The organism is Paenibacillus sp. Marseille-Q9583 (genome assembly GCF_976954365.1).
This window is the reverse complement of record NZ_CDRJTB010000050.1, coordinates 31,600-50,311: the sequence shown is the minus strand read 5'-3', so window position 1 is coordinate 50,311 and position 18,712 is coordinate 31,600. Positions and strand designations below refer to the sequence as shown.

The following is an 18,712-nucleotide window of genomic DNA, read 5'->3' as shown; positions in this document are numbered from 1 at the left end:
ACCTTTTGGATTAAAAATCAATCTTTTATTGTACAAAACCGATTTATGTGATAATTTCAAATTATACATCATTATACTGGGATAAATTCATTACCCTAGGAGGAACTCAAATGAGTAAACAGTTGGATGCCGTCACTTTCGGGGAGCCGATGGCGATGTTTTATGCGAATGAAACGGGTCCCCTACATGAAGTATATTCGTTCTCCAAAGCGTTGGCAGGTGCTGAGAGCAATGTTGCTACAGGCTTATCGCGCTTAAATCATCCTACAGGTTATGTTACGAAGCTTGGCGAAGATAACTTTGGTCATTTCATTGCTCAAGCAATGAAGAAAGAGAACATTGATACCACCAACATTACTTTTACTAAAGAAAATTCAACGGGTATGTTAATCAAATCAAAGGTTGTTACAGGCGATCCTAAAGTCGAATACTTCCGTAAAAATTCCGCGGCCTCCAAGCTTAGTCTGGTTGATTTTGACGAGGCATACTTTAATGCTGCAGGACATTTACACGTAACAAGTATCTCCGCCGCCTTATCCAAGAGCTGTCATGAATTCTCTGTTCATGCTATGGAGTTTATGAAGCGACAAGGAAAGACGGTCTCCCTCGATCCAAATCTGCGCCCTAGCTTATGGCCGGATACAGAAACGATGGTGAAGACGATCAATGATCTGGCTACACGCTGTGATTGGTTCCTTCCAGGACTCGGTGAAGGCAAGATTCTTACAGGTCTAAGTACGCCAGAAGAGATTGCGGACTATTATCTGGCGCGTGGCGTCAGCTTAGTCGTCATCAAGCTCGGACCTGAAGGCGCTTACTATAAATCCGCTGAAGGAGAAGGTTATGTAGACGGGTTTAAGGTAGAGCAGGTCGTTGATACCGTAGGTGCAGGTGATGGTTTTGCCGTTGGTGTAATCAGTGCGATGCTGGAAAAGCTTCCGATTGCTGAGGCCGTCAAACGTGGCAATGCGATCGGTGCGTTAGCCGTTATGTCGCCTGGCGATATGGATGGACTTCCGACCCGTGAGGAGCTTGCGAAGTTTATGCAGCAGGAGGTTTAAGCACATAGATTTGAAATAGGCTCACAACCTCCAGACATTCGCTCAAGATCAGCCTTATCCCATCATTAAACACTATAGGTTGTACAAATGGGGGTCCGCATTTCTGAGGTGTTTATGGGGCATTTCTGGGGTGTTTATGTTCCACTTCCTGCTTCTTCTCAGTCTCAATCCCTGGTATAGGGAATTCCTCCCTTTAATTTTGCGTTTTAGTCAATAAAATGAAGAACAAAGGGAAAACCTCCTTATAATTCATCGGATTTTGACTTATTTCGGGTTTTATCCGAATTTATACGGAGGAATTCCCTATACTCATTGAGAACAAACGGAACCCCATTAATTATAGGGAGCATTTCCCTATAATTTCAAATTCGCTCACTCTTAGTTAACTATCTGCATCTTTGAGCTACACCGTGCCATTTAGCCCTTGATCAATTCTTTTAATTCACATAAAAAATGCCGTCTCACAGTTGAACTGAAGTGCTCCCATCATAGTAGAGAGTAGAAAAAACAAAATTTTCTACTGCTACAATGATGGGAGCATAATCAAACTGTGGAACGGCATTTCTTTGTATTTTTATAGCCTGTACTTATTTATAAGACTTCACAGATTGCCCTTGTTGCAAGGTCGGCGGAAAACGATAAGTGATGGGAACAGAAGCACCTTTATCCTCGATACAAGAGAGTATAATCTTAGCAGCTTGCATGCCCATTTCGTAAGCAGGCTGACGAATTGTTGTAATGACCGGATTATAAATTTGCGCGAACTCCGCATCATCTATACCGATGACAGACAATTGTTGCGGAATAGCGATGGCATTTCGATTCGCATATTTCAAAATCTCTGCTAGCGTGATATCATTCGTAGCCAATAGCGCTGTCGGAGGGTCCGGCAACGCTAAAAGACGCCTCAGTCCTGCAGCTAGTTCCTCTTTTGGCACACTACAAATATACTCCTCACGCAGCGTTAGGCCCGCTTCTTCCATCGCTTTTTTATAACCACTGATCCGCTCTTTACGAGGGGTAATAGCATGTTCACCTAGCGGCAGGGTGACCAGAGCAATTCGCTCATGGCCTTGCTGTGTAAGCTGTCCCACACCTATCTTGGCCGCCATTTCATTGTCGAGCAGCAAACTCTGCGTAGTGATTCCATCTACCAGACGATCCATAAACACTAACGGAAAATCCGCCTCTATTAGTCGGCTGTATGCAGATGGATTGTTCCCCGTCGGAAAAATAATCAAACCGTCCACCTGGCGGGCAACTAAGGTTTCGACGTATTTGCTTTCTTTTTCCGCATTCTCATCGGCATTGCATATGATTACTTGAATCCCGTGTTGCTGCAGCTCGTTCTCGATCGCCCGGATACATTGAATAGACAGCGAATAATCGATATTAGCAACGATGATTCCGACCATATGCGTCCGATTCTGTTTCAGACTGCGCGCAAGTCCATTCGGTTGATAATTGAGCTCCTCAATCACAGCCTCGATCCGGTTTTTCGTCGCTTCACTCATATATTTAAATCGTTTGTTCAAAAATTGGGAGACCGTACTCTTCGACACTCCCGCTTTTTGAGCCACATCATCAATCGTTAACTTCTTCATCACTTCGGCTCCACTCTTCTCAAAAGAAAATTACTTTATCAAAAAGTATAGCTTTTATTGGGTGAATTATCTACTAAGGAGTATTGTTCATATAATCCATATAAAGCTTATTTTGTTGCTCTTCCGATAAAAAAGCCCAATTCTCATCCAGCCACCCCATTCCACTTTTTGCAATTATATCTGCTTTGTATAGCTCACCGTCAACTTTATAATCCATGGTTAAGGCATCTCCCTTAATCTCTTTAAAGCCTATGGCTGATGCTGGTGTTTGAATGCTTAAGGTCTCCAGATCATAAAGAACTGTTTTGTCTTGGTATGTCTTATCTACCGGGTATTCTAGGTAACTAAAAATGAGTTGCTCATTCTCCTTATCAACAGCAATGATCGACTTGTAATCTAATATTGTAATATCTAAGGATTTAAGATCAATCGGAACCACAGTTTCCCCTGCTGCTGCTTTTTTAACATTAAGCGTTGAAAGTTTACCCTCCTCATACATTCCTACACCAAGAGTCTTTTGGTAGGAAGAGAATAGAATATAATCTCCCGCTCCATAAATTCCACCTAAATATTGATACGTACTTGCACTTCCCGCATAAAGAGGAAAAGTATATATCCTAGTAGCCGATGAAGCCAATAGTTCCGTCTGGTCCTTCGAGCTCAGGTAAAGGGAGTACGGTTCTGTAGGATGTGTGTACTTTGGCTTCTTGTAGTCCACCATCGGAGGTGGCGGCGACCAGAGGATTCCCGCTGTTGTCTCAACCGCATATGCTTTGCTCTTATCTCTGCTCATTGGCAAAGGCATGTAATATCTCTTACCGCTAATCTCAAACTCTGCTGGACTTGTCGGAGGCTCTAACGCTTTGTCATTAGTAGCAGGAGCAGAAGAAGGTAGTATCCCTGCAGCTTGTGACTGCACCGATGAAGATTGGACTGGACCATGACTCTTCCATGCGCCTATAGGCAAGTTAAGTGCACCTATCAACAAAATCATAGCCACACTGGTCAGTAGCACACTTTTGTTTATTCGATAACGTCTGTGATTTTTATTTTTAAGCGTAGCAGCCTGTTCGATCTGAATCATCAGCTCAGGTGTAAAGCCATCTTCAATAAAAGGCTTTTTTCCTGCTTGTGCATACCAATCAGTCTGTCCGATCATCACTGGATTACTATTATCAGCTTTGCCTTTCATTCTCTCTCCTCCTTCTGGATGGCTTGCTTAACCTTCTCTCTCGCCCGCGCGAGACGAGATTTCACAGTCCCCTGAGCTATATTCAATAAATCAGACATTTCGGCAATCGATAGTCCATGCTGAATATCCAGTACAAGCACCTCTCTGTTCTTATCTGGTAGGGTCATAATCATTTCCCAGATTCGGTTCGCATACTGATTGCCTAGCGCTTCTCTTTCTGCAGATAGAGCAGTTATAGTGACAGGTTGATCCCCAAATGGTATGAATCTGCGCCAAAAGCTATTTTTGCTCCAACTGAAGGCAGTATTTCTAGTAATCGTGAGTAGCCAAGTTTTCATCGACGATTGTCCCCGGTACTTCCCCACATTTTTATATGCCTTCAAGAACACTTCTTGGCTGATATCATTCGCTTGCTCACGGCTTCTAGTTAAGAAAAAAGCATAATTCCACACATCCGATCCATACTCCTCCATCATTTCCCGCAAGGTCATTTCGGACGCATACGCTTCTGCATATGGCATATCTTCGCTTAGCATGTTTCGTCTCACCCCTTGCCTAATAAGACTTTCCAAACTTGAAAAAGTTCCCTTTAAAATAAATAATTAGGCCATATATTACTTAACAGCATAATCTCTATATCTGTCTATTAAAAAGCACCACCGATGAACGCTTAAACGTCATCAGTGGTGCTCGCGTGTCGGATTGGGGAGATCTGGATATATCTGTAAATAGCTTTCTATTGCACAAATTGCAATGCCTCCACCAACTTATATCGCACTTCAACCCCCTCCGCCCGCACCCGCATCTGTATCTCCCCCTGCTGATCCGTCCGGAATATAGATGCTTGGTTATCTTGCAATCGCTCCAATACCTCAGCTTTCGGGTGACCATACAGATTATTGACACCCGCAGAAATCACCGCTGCTGCAGGCTTCCAGAAGTCAAGCCAAGTTTCGCCAGAGGATGTCTTGCTCCCATGGTGAGCCACCTTCAGCACATCAATGACAGGTCCAGCGCTGATCCCCTTTTGCTTAGCCTGCTCTACAATCTCCTCCTCGGCGTCCAGATCCATATCTCCGGTGAATAGAAAGTTCCTACCATTCATCTCTAAGCGAAAAGCTACCGAATCGTGGTTCTGGTCTTCCAGTAGAGGAATGCCATTCTGATAAGGAGTACCCGACACTTCTCCATCCCTTCCCTCCGGCCATAAAAAGGACAGCTCCGTCTTGTCATCCGGGGAAAGGGTCATTCCTTGATGCACAGCATACAACTGAACATCCCTCTCTAGTGCAGTCCTCATCATCCCCATATAAAACTCGCGATCAACTAACGTTCCATTAAAAAGCAACGCCGAAACCGGAATCTCTTCCAACACGGCTTGGAGACCTCCGGCATGATCCTGATCTCCATGAGTCAAAATAATGACATCTAAACGGTGGATTCCACGTTTTTTCAGCAGAGGCACCAGCACTTTAGCTCCAACCTCGAACGGACTTCGTCGAACGCGCCACTCTTCTTTTTGACCAAAGTTTAAGGTTCCACCACCGTCCACTAGAATGTGTGCTCCGCTCGGTGTAGTGATAAGAATGCTGTCACCTTGTCCGATATCCAGATAACTAATTGTACCTCTACCTGCTTGACTATCCGACTGATAACCCCTATACAGCAACATCCCCAGCCCAACTGCTAATAGTAGAACAATCGCTCCGCTCCAGCGTCCAACCATCGAAGCACCAATAGCAATCTGTGCATTCCCCACTCTCCCAAACCCACCGTGACTGTTCACAGATAAACCAGCCTCCGCTAAAGGTCTCGTCTCATCCTCCATATATTGCGGTGCAGAACGAGCTTCCTTTCTTAGCTTGGCAACATACAGCAGACCATACAACAAAATATAGTAAACCCCGATCCACAGCAATGAAGGCGAGCCCCAAATCAAGACTCCACCAGCAAATTCATTGATCCACTCCACAGCGTAAAAAGTAAAGTTATTCAGCAGCTCCGTAACATGTGCCAGAACTTTTGCGGCATCTTCCCACAGTCGTCCAAGCAGTAGCGCAAACGTCCCTAGCGGCAATACTACAAAGGTAATAAAAGGTACAAAGACCAAATTGGCGACAAAGGACAGTAGCGAAAACTGATTAAAATAATAAATCGTGAGCGGGAAAGAAACTAATTGGGCCACTAACGTCACAGAGACCGCACCTTTAAGCCAGCGTGGCAGTATGCTCAAAAGAGGATTCATAAGCGGAACGTATACCATCAAGCCCAGGGTCACCAGAAAAGACAGCTGGAAGCTGACACTGAGCAGCATATAAGGATTCCAGATCAACATAACCAGTGCCGATGCCGCCAAAATATTCAGTCCATCCTTCAGCATCCCAACTCGTGCAGCGAGCAAGGCAATCATACTCATCAGCCCCGCACGCACAATGGACGGACCCGCACCAGACAAGAGGACGTATACCGGAACGAGTAAGAAAGTGAGCGTTAGTGCGGTCTCTTTTGTCAGGCGTAAGCGTCTGAACAGAAATAAAAGAACGCCTACATACACCGCTACATGCATACCTGAAATGGCGAGAATATGCGTCAAACCGAGCTGAGAGAACTGCTTAAAGGTATCCGGATCGAGATCATCCTGCATCCCAATGATTAAGCCCTTCATATACCCAGAGTGGCGTCCTTGAAAAAGTTGGTCCAGCTCTGCCCCAAGGGCCGTTCGCATGCTGTCATTTAAGCGAAGAATCGTAAACGGACTCCATGAATCCGGCACGTTTACCCTTACATTTCCCGCTCCCTGCCCCTTCAATAGCCACTGAATCTTCTTCGTATGTAAATAAGCACGATAATCGAAGCCTCCAAAATTACGCGCTACTGCCGGCTCTTCCAGCACGCCATTAAGAAGCACCTCATCCCCTCTTCGCCACTCCGCAGCGACAGCAATTTCTTGCTCAGCCAGAAGTTTGATCTGAACTGCGATTAACTCACCCTCCCCCTCTTCACCCTGCTCTTCCACTGGATCAGATGATTTTTCATCCCCTTCTGCAAGCAGGTTCATATGTGAGAGCTTCATTATAAAATCAATCCGATCCCCATCCCGTTCCACGACGGAAATGATCTTGCCTCTAGCTTCCACGGGGCTCCCATTCAGCTCTGCAATCGTGCTACCCAGCGCTTCAGGAATTCCGCTAATATTGCGAGCTTCGTTCCACTCCCAATATCCAGCCGCTAAAGAAACGGATAAACACAACACGGCTATGTATTTCCAACTTACTGCTCCCCACACCCTCAGACTTACCAGTAAAAATATTAATCCAGCCCACGCTAATAGCAGTCCGTTCCCTGAGCTTAAGCAAGCCGCTGCGCTTCCAGCCACCCAACATACTGTAAAGCTTAACAAGGGTCTTTCCTTCACGCGCCGATCCCCTTTCACAATACTGGATACAAAAAAAGAACCTCTGTATACGCCATAAAAGCGCACGAGAGGTTCTTCCTCAAGCCATCTTATTAAATTGGTGTTATACAGATCAGCTATTCCGATACTTTAATCATCGTTTCACTTGGCGGCTCATAGTTCTCCAATTGACGAAATATGATACCCTTGGCAGCCATCATCGCTTCAACCTTTTCCATATCCTTACGGTAAGGTCGGTAATACACGATTTCCACGATACCACTGTTCGCCAGCATATTAGCGCAGGTCCAGCAAGGCTCATCTGTCACATAGACGGTACTGCCTTCCCGATCGATTCGGTCTGTAAATAGCAATAGATTCTGTTCCGCATGAATCGTGCGAATACAGCGCTGTTTCTTCACCATTGTCTCTACGCCATCCACGATTTCCATTTCATATTGCTCCGAGAGCATGCAGCCTGCCTCTGAACAATCAGGTACGCCCATTGGCGCCCCGTTGTACGCTGTTCCTAGCAACTTCTTGCCTTGTACCAGCACAGCACCCACATGTCGGCGATTACAGCGTGAACGAGTTGAGACCATGCAGGCAATGTCCATGAAGTAAGTATCCCAGTCTTTACGATAAGCAGCAGTCATAATCAATCTCCATATCCTTCTAAATAGTTGTTAACTATTGTAACACATCCCCGCAAGTATTCACTAAGACAACGGTTGTAGCACATTCAACAGTACCTTCAATACCCTTTTATCTTCAAAATATTACTAAAGGCTTTAGCTTTTCCAGCATTTTGGGCCCGATCCCCTTCACCTTCCCCAAATCTGACAGACTACGAAAAGCCCCTTCACGATTGCGGTAATCGATTATAGTCTGAGCCTTCTTCTCTCCGATGCCCGGGAGGTCCATCAGCTCCTTAGCACCCGCAGTGTTCACATTTATTTTACCTTCCTGTGAAGCGACTGACGTGGTAACCTCAAGCGCCTCCAAAGCATTCTCTCCAGTAACTGTTGTTGTTCCCTTTTCATCTACTGGAGTCGGGACAGCATGATCTACTTGTGCAGTATCCTTCACCTTCTGAGCAGCATCAGACTTATCACTAACTTCAGCCTTTCCAGCACTATCAGTTTTCCCAGAAGCATCAGTCTTCATAGTGTCTTCGGCTCCCACTGTAACTTTCCCAGCACTTTGCTTATCTACCTTCGTCTGCTGGCCTCCCACTTTGCCCTCTGTAGCCGAAGCTTCGTCTGGCTCAGCAACTCCAATCGCCTGTTCCATGCTTGCATTCAAGGTTTCCCATCCGGCAATGCCGGAATCCCCCTTGCTCCCTGCAGACCATAGCAACCCACCACCCAGTAGAGCTACAACCACTGCGAGCACTATATTCCCTTTATTCAAAATGCGATCCCCCTCACGAAAATTCGTCCTATACTTTTTTGTGAATCTTCATACATTCCTTTAATTGGAATTCCCTTTAATAATTCATACAAAACCTGTCATTTGTCCAAGGCTATCCTGCATACATATAACGAAGAGAATTCATGTCAGTTAGTAAAAAGCAATGCTAGAAAGGAGGAACCACAGGTGAAAGTAGGATTTATCGGAACAGGCAGCATGGGCAGCCTGCTGATCGACGCCTTTCTTTCTTCCGGAGCGCTAGAACCGTGTGATGTGCTTGCCAGCAACCGCAGCCTGAACAAGCTGCTGGAGCTTGAGAAGCGTCACCCCGGCATTTCCATTTGCGGAAGCAATAGGGAGACAGCGTTAGGAAGTGATATCGTTTTTTTATGCGTAAAGCCACTTGAATTTAAAACATTAACAGATGAGATCGGCTCATGTCTCCGGAGTGAGCAAATTGTCGTATCCATTACAAGTCCAGTTCAATTGCATCATCTGGAATCCGCTTTGCCGTCCAAAATTGCCAAGATCATCCCAAGCATTACGCACTGCGTCAAGAGTGGGACTTCACTGTGCATATTTGGCAGCAGGCTTAATAAAGAAGACAGGCTTGTACTGCTACAGCTGTTGTCTTTCATAGGTGTTCCCTTGGAAATCCAAGAAGCACATACCCGAATCGCTTCTGATTTCTCCAGCTGTGGACCTGCGTTCTTAAGCTATTTCATTGAGCGCTGGATAGAAGCAGCCGTTGAGGCCACTGGAATTGAAGAGACATTAATCAGCCGTCTCGCTGGTGAAATGCTGCTTGGAACAGGCAAATTGCTGACAGAAGGGGAGTTTACCCCGCAAGAGCTTCAAGAACGGGTCGCTGTTCGCGGTGGCATTACCGCAGAAGCGTTAAACCACTTACGTACTAGTCTAGATGGTGTATTTGAGCGCCTCATCACGACAACGCATGATAAATATGATGAGGATGTTATTAAGCTTGATGAGCTATTCGGACACGACACTATTAATCAGGGTCCTAAAGATCGTTAGAACAACAAAGCCCGCAGCACGGATTTCTCCGATGCTGCGGGCAGAATTGCGTTCTTCGCTTAACCCACTACAATATTTACAAGCTTGCCAGGAACCGCAATAATCTTGCGTACGGTTTTACCTTCTACAGCTGCACTCACATTAGGAAGTGACAGCGCATGAGCTTGCATTTCTTCCTGACCCATATCCAGCGGAATCAGGGCGCGTTGTACGATTTTACCATTAACTTGAATAACGATTTCAACCTCAGCATCGACTGTCCATGCTTCATCATAAGTTGGCCAAGCCACGTAGCTGATGCTTCCTTCATGACCAAGCAGTTGCCACAGCTCTTCAGCAATATGCGGCGCCAGTGGTGATAACATTTGCACAAAGTGTTCGGCAGCTTCATGGGACAAGGTTTCTTGCTTGTAGGCATCGTTAATGAAAATCATCAACTGGCTAATCGCCGTATTGAAACGCAGATGTTCGAAATCCTCAGTGACTTTCTTAATCGTTTTGTGCCAAGTACGTTTGAACTCTTCCGTACCGCCATCTGCTGTGATTTTGGAATTGAGCTTACCTTCCTCATTCACGAACAGGCGCCATACACGGGACAAGAACCGGTGGACCCCTTCAACACCCTTTTCATTCCAAGGTTTGGTTGCTTCCAGAGGGCCCATAAACATTTCATAGACACGCAATGTATCTGCTCCGAAAGCTTCAACAATTTCATCTGGGTTGATGACATTTCCGCGTGATTTACTCATTTTTTCATTATTATTTCCAAGAATCATGCCTTGGTTAACCAGCTTATGGAAAGGCTCTTTCGTTTCCACTACGCCGATATCATAAAGCACCTTGTGCCAGAAACGTGCATAGAGCAAGTGAAGTACGGCATGCTCCGCTCCGCCAATGTACAGATCCACTGGAAGCCATGCTTTTTGCTTCTCAGGGGAGCACAGCTCTTGATCGTTTTTCGGATCAATATAACGCAGGTAGTACCAGCAGCTGCCCGCCCATTGCGGCATGGTGTTGGTCTCACGGCGAGCCTTCATACCAGTCTCAGGATCGATCGTTTCCACCCACTCTGTTACATTAGCAAGTGGAGACTCCCCAGTACCCGATGGTTTGATCGCATCTACATCAGGCAGTACCAGTGGCAGCTGATCAACCGGAACAGTCTTCATTGTACCGTCTTCCAGATGCAGAATTGGAATCGGCTCTCCCCAGTAGCGTTGACGGCTGAACAGCCAATCACGCAGACGATAGGTTACTTTACCTTTACCTACGCCTTTCTCTTCCAGCCAAGCAATTATCTTCGCAATCGCTTCTTCATTCTTAAGCCCATTCAAGAAATCAGAATTGACATGCGGTCCGTCTCCGGAATACGCCTCCTCTTCAACGTTGCCACCTTGTACGACTTCCACGATATTCAGGCCGAATTGTTTAGCAAATTCCCAGTCGCGTGTATCGTGACCTGGAACCGCCATGATCGCACCCGTTCCATATCCTGCAAGTACATAATCTGCAATCCAGATGGGTGCCTTAGCGCCATTCACAGGATTGATTGCATACGCACCCGTGAATACACCGCTCTTCTCTTTTGCCAAATCTGTACGTTCCAGATCGCTCTTATGGGAAGCTTTCACACGATATTCTGCAATCGCTACACGTTGTGCTTCTGTTGTAATAGCATCAACCAGTTCATGCTCTGGTGCTAATACACAGTAGCTCGCTCCGAACAATGTATCTGGACGTGTTGTAAACACGGTCAGGCTAGCATCGTGACCTTCAATTTCAAAGTTCACTTCTGCACCTGTGGATTTGCCGATCCAGTTCCGCTGCATATCCTTGATGCTTTCAGACCAATCCAGCTCTTCCAGATCTTCAAGCAGACGCTCAGCATATTCAGTAATTCTCAGAATCCACTGACGCATCGGTTTGCGGACAACCGGATGTCCTCCGCGCTCACTTTTACCATCAATAACTTCTTCGTTGGCAAGTACTGTACCCAGTGCCTCGCACCAGTTAACAGGTACTTCTGCTACATAAGCCAAGCCTTTGTTGTACAACTGGATGAAAATCCACTGCGTCCATTTGTAATAATCTGGATCTGTAGTGCTGATCTCACGATCCCAGTCGTAGGAGAAACCCAGCGATTTGATCTGACGACGGAAATTATCGATGTTCTTATCTGTAAAATCACGTGGATGCTGACCTGTATCCATTGCATACTGCTCTGCAGGAAGTCCAAAAGCATCCCAGCCCATTGGGTGCAGCACGTTAAAACCACGCATCCGTTTGTAACGGGATACGATATCCGTTGCTGTGTAGCCTTCTGGATGACCTACGTGCAGTCCTGCTCCTGAAGGGTACGGGAACATATCCAGTGCATAGAAATTCGGTTTGGTTGGATCTTCACCTGTCTTAAAACTTTTGTTCTCATCCCAGAACTTTTGCCACTTAGGCTCAATAGCCTGCGCCCGGTAACCGCCGGCAGGTATACTGTTTGTTTGATTGTCGCTCATTGTCTGCTCCTCCTTGGAGTGTTACTACTTAGATTTCTTAACCAAGCATAAACTGCCATCGGCATCCTTATAAGGACTATAAGCGTTTATGCGAGAAATATAAGACATGAAGTATTTCGTGAAACCTATACCCTCTTATATTTACAAAAAAACCTCCCATCCCTAGCGTATTATCGCTAGGGACGAGAGGTTATAATTCCCGTGGTACCACCCTAGTTAGCGGCTGAATATACTTTATTCTGCCACTCACTTTGCACCCTTTAGCGGGGGTGAGGCGACGGCGGTTCACCTAGGACATCCATTATGTCTAGTGGATATCCTGAAACTTGCGCCGTTACTCCGAGGTGAGTTCACTCCGTTCCGTTAACCGGCTCGCACCTTAGTGCCGGCTCTCTGCAATAACGGTATAGAATTAATACTCCTCATCATCGATCAACTATATATACCGACTGATCATCAGTAATATTCCCCAACATTATATACAAAACTGTTGACTATAGTCAATGTTTTACCCTATTTATACGGGTTTTCGTTTGATTAAATACGTCATAAAGTGTTGAATAACGACTTTTGCAGCCGCGAAGAACGGTACAGCAAGGATAAGTCCGATCATTCCCGCCAATTCACCGCCAACCAGAAGCGCAAAAATAATGAGCAGCGGATGCAAATGCAGCTTCTTTCCCACCACCTGTGGTGAAATAATGTTACTTTCCACGATTTGGCACACTGTGTTAACCACTGCAACCAACAGCACTAAACGAAATGAAACAGTCGAAGCCATCACAATGGCTGGTGCAGCCCCCAAAAAGGGACCCATATACGGAACAATATTGAACACTGCCACCACACTGGCAAACAGTAAAGCATATGGCATTCCGATGATGGCATAACCGATATAAGCAAGTACACCTATAATAATGCAGACCAAAAACTGTCCACGAATGTAGTTGCCGAGTGCATCATCGATATCTTTTAACAAAGTTACAATAGACTTACGGCGTGCGCGGGGCAGACAAGAAACCACTGTCCGCTCAAACACATCAAAATCCTTCAGAATATAGAACACTAGAAACGGTACGATGAAAGCATTGAACAGCACATTAATCGTTGTCCCTATATTATCGAGAAAATTAGAAATTCCTTCGGCGAGACGACTTTCCAGTTGGAAAAACCAGTTGTTCATCCCCATCTCGACCCCGGGCGGGATTAGTCTAGAATTCATATGTCGCATCAGCCCTTGGGCTTGCAGCGTCATCTCTGGCAAATGTTCATTCAACTCTTCAAGCTGCTCAATAAACATCGGGATAAGGTTAATTGCGATCACTGCAATCGCCGTTAGGAATACTGCATATATAAGTAGAACAGCTACACTACGCGGCATCTTCCGTCCGGCCAGCATACTAACGACGGGATTCAGCACGTAAGATATAATCATAGCTGCCAGAAATGGAGCGAAGATTGCCTTCAAAAATACAAATATCCCCTGCAGCATTGGACGAAGCAACCAAACGAAATACAAAATGATCAGGGAGAGCAGCACTCCGATCATCCAGCGGAACCACTTACTTTGGGACCATTGCTCCATGAGTGTACCCTCCTGCGACTGTAGCCTGGACTAGCTTCGTAAATAAGTATATGTATGGCCGCAGCAAAATAACCATCAAGCACACAAAATAACCCCACAAAGTGATGCTTTTGCTTTGATGCTGATTCAGGTACTTTGCGGGGAACCCCAAAAAAAGCGTCAATAACCCTGCAGCTGATTTCAGCTGAAAGGAGATTGACGCTTTAAGTACATAGATCATTCTTGCTTACAAAGCAAGATTCATAGTTAAGACGACGCATGAATTTGCGGGAAATCCTGAGTCATATCATCCCCGGAGAAGAGATCATCCAACGAGCTGAGTGTGCCATCTTCTTCAACTTGATACACCGACATTTTCTCGCCGTTTACCGTCAATTCAATGAAACAGCCCCAGCAATAGAACTGGTGGGAACCAATCTTTCCGATATCTTTGGAGTTACAGTTTGGACACTTCATATAATACATTCCACCTATCCGTTAACAATATTAATGGCTTTTTGTAGCCGTTCTTCGCTCATTGCAGGAACCATTAGAGCATTCTCACCAATGGACATCTCATCAGAACAAGGCAGCCATTTGCGGCCTTCGATCAAATCAGTCACAAGCCCGTCACTGATTTCCAGCGCTCCTATTGTGTTTCCCAACTTTTGGTCAAAATAAACATCAGATATTCGTCCAAGTATAGTTCCAGTTGTAGTCAGTACTTTCAAATCCTTAAGTTTGTTCTTTCCTAGTAGAAAAGTACAAGGTATATGATCAGCATCTGTCTTATCAATCGACTCTTTACTACGAATCATGACAGCATCCTCGCCGTAGGCCACAATATCTTTCCATGCCACAAATTTCACATGGCCACCAAAAAAAGATTTGCTTTCCAGTTCAATACCCGTAATATTCCAGTTTGAATCGAGTAGGATATCGACAATCTTGCCGATTTCATTCCCCTCTTCAACTTCAAATACAGCCAAGCCGATCAGATCTTGTAGTCTCATGGCTGCCTCGGTCCCCTCACTTTGAGTGTACTTACGAGTTCTCAGAAAGCCAAAAGCCCGAATCGCCCACATACAGATCGAAACCTAGAGTAACTAGTCTCATTTACGTAGGCGATTCAAAATGGTTTCAACTTTTCGAGCAACGTACTCGATTTCTTCAGTAGTATTACCCAAACCGATACTAAATCGAATCGCAGACTCCAAAATATTTTGGGGAAGTCCCATTGCTTTCAGAACATGAGATATTTCCAGGGATCCTGAGGTGCAAGCCGAACCACTTGCTGCCGCAATTCCCTCCATATCCAGGTTCATCAGCATAACATCTGTCCCAGCCCCTGGGAAGCTCAAATTCAGAATACTAGGCAAAAACTCCTCGGTATTACCGTTAAGCGAGTAACGCTCCCGTCCAATCAGAGTATCCAGCTCCTCGAGTAGTCTACTGCGTAGGAGCTTCATATTCTGTTGACGTTCTGACAGCCCCTTAACCGCTATTTCAACGGCTTTGGCAAACCCAGCTGCTCCGGCTAGATTCTCCGTTCCGGCACGTCTGCCGCGCTCCTGAAGGCCGCCATGAAGTCTTGGATGCAGTGGCGCTCCGCTTCGAACGTATAAACCACCGATCCCTTGAGGCCCATTGATCTTATGAGCAGTAAAGCTCATGTAATCTACTGGAAGCTCTCGGAGTGTAATAGGGAGTGCACCTAGAGCTTGTACAGCATCTACATGGAACAGAATTCCCCGTTTTCTAGCAAGCTGACCAATCTCCTGGATAGGCTGAACGGTGCCGACTTCATTATTGGCATACATTACGCTGATCAACACCGTGTCTTCCTGCAATGCAGCCTCTACGTCTGTAACAGATACCCTGCCCGTCGAATCCACAGGGAGATAGGTAACTTTGAAGCCTTCCTTCTCTAGCTCTTCGCAGGTATGTAACACTGCATGATGCTCGATCTGGGTGGTGATAATATGTCTTCCTTTATGGGAAACTGCAGCTGCTGCTCCATAGAGCGCTAAATTGTCGCTCTCGGTGCCGCCTCCAGTGAACACCCACTCGTCAGGTGAACAGCCCAAAAAGGCGGCGATATTATCGCGCGCCCCGTTCAATATTCTTTTAGCTGAACGCCCGAACTGATGTACACTCGATGCATTTCCGTATTGTTCTGTCATTATATTCAGCATGACCTTAGCCACCTCGGGATGAACCGGGGTTGATGCGGCGTGGTCCAAATAGATGGATTTCATATTCATTTCTCCGCTTCTAGAGTATAGGAAACTAGTTCTTCTAAAAATATAAGAAGGTATAAGTTTCACATTATACATTATCCTTATATTTCTCGCTTAAACGCTAACCGTCCTAAAAAGGACGCCGAAGGCGTTTATACTTGGAACTATTAAATTATACCGCGCGAGAAGTGAGTTTTCCACAAGCGAAAGAACACAATATTGTAATCATTTCCCTATGAAAGCTAGGATTATAGTAGCCAGTTCTCTTCAGAGGTTACCTCAATGCCATTTTTTCTAAGTAAAGCTGTAGTAACGCCGTTTCCGGCTATCTTCTTCCCCTTGAATTCCCCATTATAAATCATACTGCTGCCGCAAGAAGGACTGTTTTCTTTAAGCACTACCATCGTAGCTGATACCTCTCGGGCTTTTGCAAGCGTAATATAAGCACCCTCTAAATACATATCTGTAACATCTGTACCTGATCGATCTACTACTTTAGCCGTCCCTGCCAGTACATCCTCACCATTCCCACCAATGATTTCGGCTGGTTCTCTAGGCGTTGAGAATCCTCCCAGCAATTCTGGACACACAGCAATCGCTTGATTCTCATTCAAAAGCTTCTGAATTTTCTCATCCAAACAATCCGTACCATTATATCTCACCTTCATGCCAGCTAGACAAGAGCTTACCAAAATCACCAATGAGCACCTCTTTCTTCATTCATTCCGCTTCGTTTATAATAAGAAATATTCCGAGCATAACATGATGAAATTAAGCTGTAAACGGAGTGAACTTCTAATCTACTGACCTGGGGAGTGTAAATAATGTGCGGACGCTATACAATAACCGTCACTATGGAAGAGTTGATGATCAGATATTTTGCGAATGATTCAACCATTATCCACTATGCCCCTAAATATAACGCCGCGCCCATGCAGCAAATTCCGGCAGTCATTCATACAGGTTCCAGCAATAAGCTTGGGGAACTGCGTTGGGGCCTGGTTCCTTCATGGGCAAAGGATGACAAAATCGGCAGTAAAATGATCAATGCCCGGGCAGAATCGCTGCTGGAGAAGCCTTCTTTCAAGCGCTTAGTAAGCTCACGCCGCTGCATCATCCCATCTGACGGCTTCTACGAATGGAAGGTGCAGGGCAGCAGCAAACAGCCCATGCGGATCGTGATGCGCGATGGAGGTATTTTCTCTATGGCCGGACTATATGATATTTGGATGGACCCTGAGGGGAATAAACTAAGTACCTGCACGATTATAACGACTACTCCGAACGAGCTTATGGCTGAAATCCATAATCGCATGCCGGTTATTTTGAAGCCTGAGGATGAGACAGAATGGCTGGATCGGGGCAATCAGGACACTATCTCTCTAATAAAGCTCCTGAAACCGTATGATCAACAACTAATGAGAACCTATCCAGTTTCCACATCTGTCGGAAATGTTCGGAATGATGCGAAGGAATTAATTGAAGAGGCACAGAAATAGAAGGATAATTTATAACGTAAGATATAAATTCTTATATTTAAAAAAACATCTTAACCCTGCGGCTTAACCGCAGAGTTAAGACCATCGACGCTCGATCTTAGACCGGCGTCTCATCAATTGATGAGACATATGGAGAAATCTATCCGCATACAGCCCGGAGGAAAGATTGTTTCGGATATGCCATTCGCCATTCATCCTAATTCTGTCCCGCAGTGCTCGATCATGCATTAAAGATAAAGCAGCATTCACAGCTTCATCCAGTTGCCCTCTTGTGTATATTTTTCCAGTATGATTATTAATGACAAGTCTCCGAATGCCATCCGAATCCGTAGTAAGAACAGGACAACGACACAACATCGCCTCGGCTACTGCGTACCCAAACCCCTCAAGAATAGAGGTGGAACATAGCAGTCCTCCCGAGTCACCAATAATGCTCATATAATCTGCCATTTGCCCGTGAGGAACATTGGAATGCGAAATCAAACGTGAGGAAATCCCTGTCTCGGCTACAAATTGTTCGAAGCTCTCTTTTTGCTCCGGCTCAAACAAAGTATCGTCCTGAAAAATCCATAAATAAAGCTCGGGATGGATCGCCAGCAGCCGTTGTCCGATTTGTAGAAATTCTCTCCAGTTCTTATTCGTTTGAATTCGTCCCACCCAGCCGAGGATGGGAAAGCTTTTTGCGGGATAATTGGTATATCCAAACTGATCGCAATCGATAGGATTGTCAAAGCAATATTGAGGAATAGATGGAAATCCACCTTTAAAAAGCGTCTGCAAATGAGTGGTTTCTGGATAGAGCAGTGCATCAGTTAGCTTGTGAATCCGCTCATTAAAATTACTAATAACTTGCTCCGCTTCATCTAAGGTCCCCAATCCCTGCACCTCAAAAACAAGCGGCCCCTTGTAATCAAACCCTCTGAACCGCTCCGCTAAGTAAATATCCGTACACACTACAATCAAGTCAAAAGCTTCCCGAGTGAGCAGTCCCCTGATCTCGTCATCATTATTGGTAATATAGGTTTGAACATTAGGGATATTTTGCTTCCCTTTCCCAGGGTGTGTGTACAACAAATGACACTCTACACCGCGATCATGTAATGCTTGGCAGCGCACTCGGTTTAGGGTCTGCATGCCGCCGCTCGGGTTGAAGAAGGTGAACAAAATCTTCATTACGATCACTCATTCACATATTAT

The 18,712-nt window shown here is 45.4% G+C and carries 16 protein-coding genes; 3 read left to right on the top strand and 13 right to left on the bottom strand.

The features are described from left to right. Positions 1-110 precede the first annotated feature (110 nt). Complete coding sequence (locus ACWNM1_RS20835) at positions 111-1,061, top strand: sugar kinase (protein ID WP_449602490.1); 951 nt, start codon at positions 111-113, stop codon at positions 1,059-1,061. Positions 1,062-1,648: 587 nt separating this feature from the next. Here ACWNM1_RS20835 and ACWNM1_RS20830 read toward each other — a convergent pair. The 6 genes from ACWNM1_RS20830 to ACWNM1_RS20805 all read right to left on the bottom strand — a co-directional run bounded on the left by ACWNM1_RS20830 (position 1,649) and on the right by ACWNM1_RS20805 (position 8,664). Beyond that, a complete protein-coding gene (locus tag ACWNM1_RS20830) occupies positions 1,649-2,665 on the bottom strand; it encodes a LacI family DNA-binding transcriptional regulator (RefSeq protein ID WP_449602489.1) in 1,017 nt (338 codons plus the stop codon). A gap of 73 nt (positions 2,666-2,738) precedes the next feature. Beyond that, complete coding sequence (locus ACWNM1_RS20825; protein WP_449602488.1) at positions 2,739-3,857, bottom strand: hypothetical protein; 1,119 nt, start codon at positions 3,855-3,857, stop codon at positions 2,739-2,741. Then, positions 3,854-4,393: an RNA polymerase sigma factor gene (locus tag ACWNM1_RS20820; RefSeq protein WP_449602487.1), complete on the bottom strand. Its 540-nt coding sequence runs from the start codon at positions 4,391-4,393 to the stop codon at positions 3,854-3,856. The genes ACWNM1_RS20825 and ACWNM1_RS20820 overlap by 4 nt, the downstream gene beginning before the upstream one ends. Before the next feature lie 200 nt (positions 4,394-4,593). Further along, positions 4,594-7,272, bottom strand: coding sequence for a ComEC/Rec2 family competence protein (locus tag ACWNM1_RS20815; RefSeq protein ID WP_449602486.1), 2,679 nt, complete (start codon positions 7,270-7,272; stop codon positions 4,594-4,596). Between the two features lie 116 nt (positions 7,273-7,388). Continuing rightward, positions 7,389-7,907, bottom strand: a complete 519-nt coding sequence (locus tag ACWNM1_RS20810; protein WP_042191041.1) for a deoxycytidylate deaminase — start codon at positions 7,905-7,907, stop codon at positions 7,389-7,391. Between the two features lie 115 nt (positions 7,908-8,022). Further along, positions 8,023-8,664, bottom strand: a complete 642-nt coding sequence (locus ACWNM1_RS20805; RefSeq protein WP_449602485.1) for a ComEA family DNA-binding protein — start codon at positions 8,662-8,664, stop codon at positions 8,023-8,025. A 186-nt stretch (positions 8,665-8,850) separates the two neighbouring features. On the opposite strand from ACWNM1_RS20805, the gene comER reads away from it, so the two are divergent. Beyond that, entirely contained in the window at positions 8,851-9,702 is an 852-nt protein-coding gene (gene comER, locus ACWNM1_RS20800) for a late competence protein ComER (protein ID WP_449602484.1), read from the top strand. A 59-nt stretch (positions 9,703-9,761) separates the two neighbouring features. Here comER and leuS read toward each other — a convergent pair whose 3' ends face one another. The 6 genes from leuS to ACWNM1_RS20770 form a co-directional block, all read right to left on the bottom strand. Beyond that, positions 9,762-12,212, bottom strand: a complete 2,451-nt coding sequence (leuS, locus tag ACWNM1_RS20795; protein WP_449602483.1) for a leucine--tRNA ligase — start codon at positions 12,210-12,212, stop codon at positions 9,762-9,764. Positions 12,213-12,729: 517 nt separating this feature from the next. Then, on the bottom strand, positions 12,730-13,797 hold the full coding sequence (locus tag ACWNM1_RS20790) for an AI-2E family transporter (protein WP_449602482.1): 1,068 nt from the start codon (positions 13,795-13,797) through the stop codon (positions 12,730-12,732). 246 nt (positions 13,798-14,043) lie between these two features. Next, positions 14,044-14,253 carry a hypothetical protein gene (locus ACWNM1_RS20785; RefSeq protein ID WP_036677557.1) on the bottom strand — a complete coding sequence of 70 codons (210 nt, stop codon included), beginning with the start codon at positions 14,251-14,253 and terminating at the stop codon, positions 14,044-14,046. 14 nt (positions 14,254-14,267) lie between these two features. Then, entirely contained in the window at positions 14,268-14,789 is a 522-nt protein-coding gene (locus ACWNM1_RS20780; protein WP_042191050.1) for a PRC-barrel domain-containing protein, read from the bottom strand. A 99-nt stretch (positions 14,790-14,888) separates the two neighbouring features. Beyond that, a complete protein-coding gene (locus tag ACWNM1_RS20775) occupies positions 14,889-16,034 on the bottom strand; it encodes a cysteine desulfurase family protein (protein WP_449602481.1) in 1,146 nt (381 codons plus the stop codon). Positions 16,035-16,264: 230 nt separating this feature from the next. Further along, a complete protein-coding gene (locus tag ACWNM1_RS20770; RefSeq protein ID WP_449602492.1) occupies positions 16,265-16,714 on the bottom strand; it encodes a DUF523 domain-containing protein in 450 nt (149 codons plus the stop codon). A 126-nt stretch (positions 16,715-16,840) separates the two neighbouring features. Between ACWNM1_RS20770 and ACWNM1_RS20765 the strand changes: the two genes are divergently transcribed. Next, positions 16,841-17,515: an SOS response-associated peptidase gene (locus ACWNM1_RS20765; RefSeq protein ID WP_449602480.1), complete on the top strand. Its 675-nt coding sequence runs from the start codon at positions 16,841-16,843 to the stop codon at positions 17,513-17,515. A 75-nt stretch (positions 17,516-17,590) separates the two neighbouring features. Here the strand turns inward: ACWNM1_RS20765 and ACWNM1_RS20760 are convergent, their stop codons facing one another. Next, positions 17,591-18,688: a glycosyltransferase family 4 protein gene (locus tag ACWNM1_RS20760; RefSeq protein ID WP_449602479.1), complete on the bottom strand. Its 1,098-nt coding sequence runs from the start codon at positions 18,686-18,688 to the stop codon at positions 17,591-17,593. Positions 18,689-18,712: the final 24 nt, after the last annotated feature.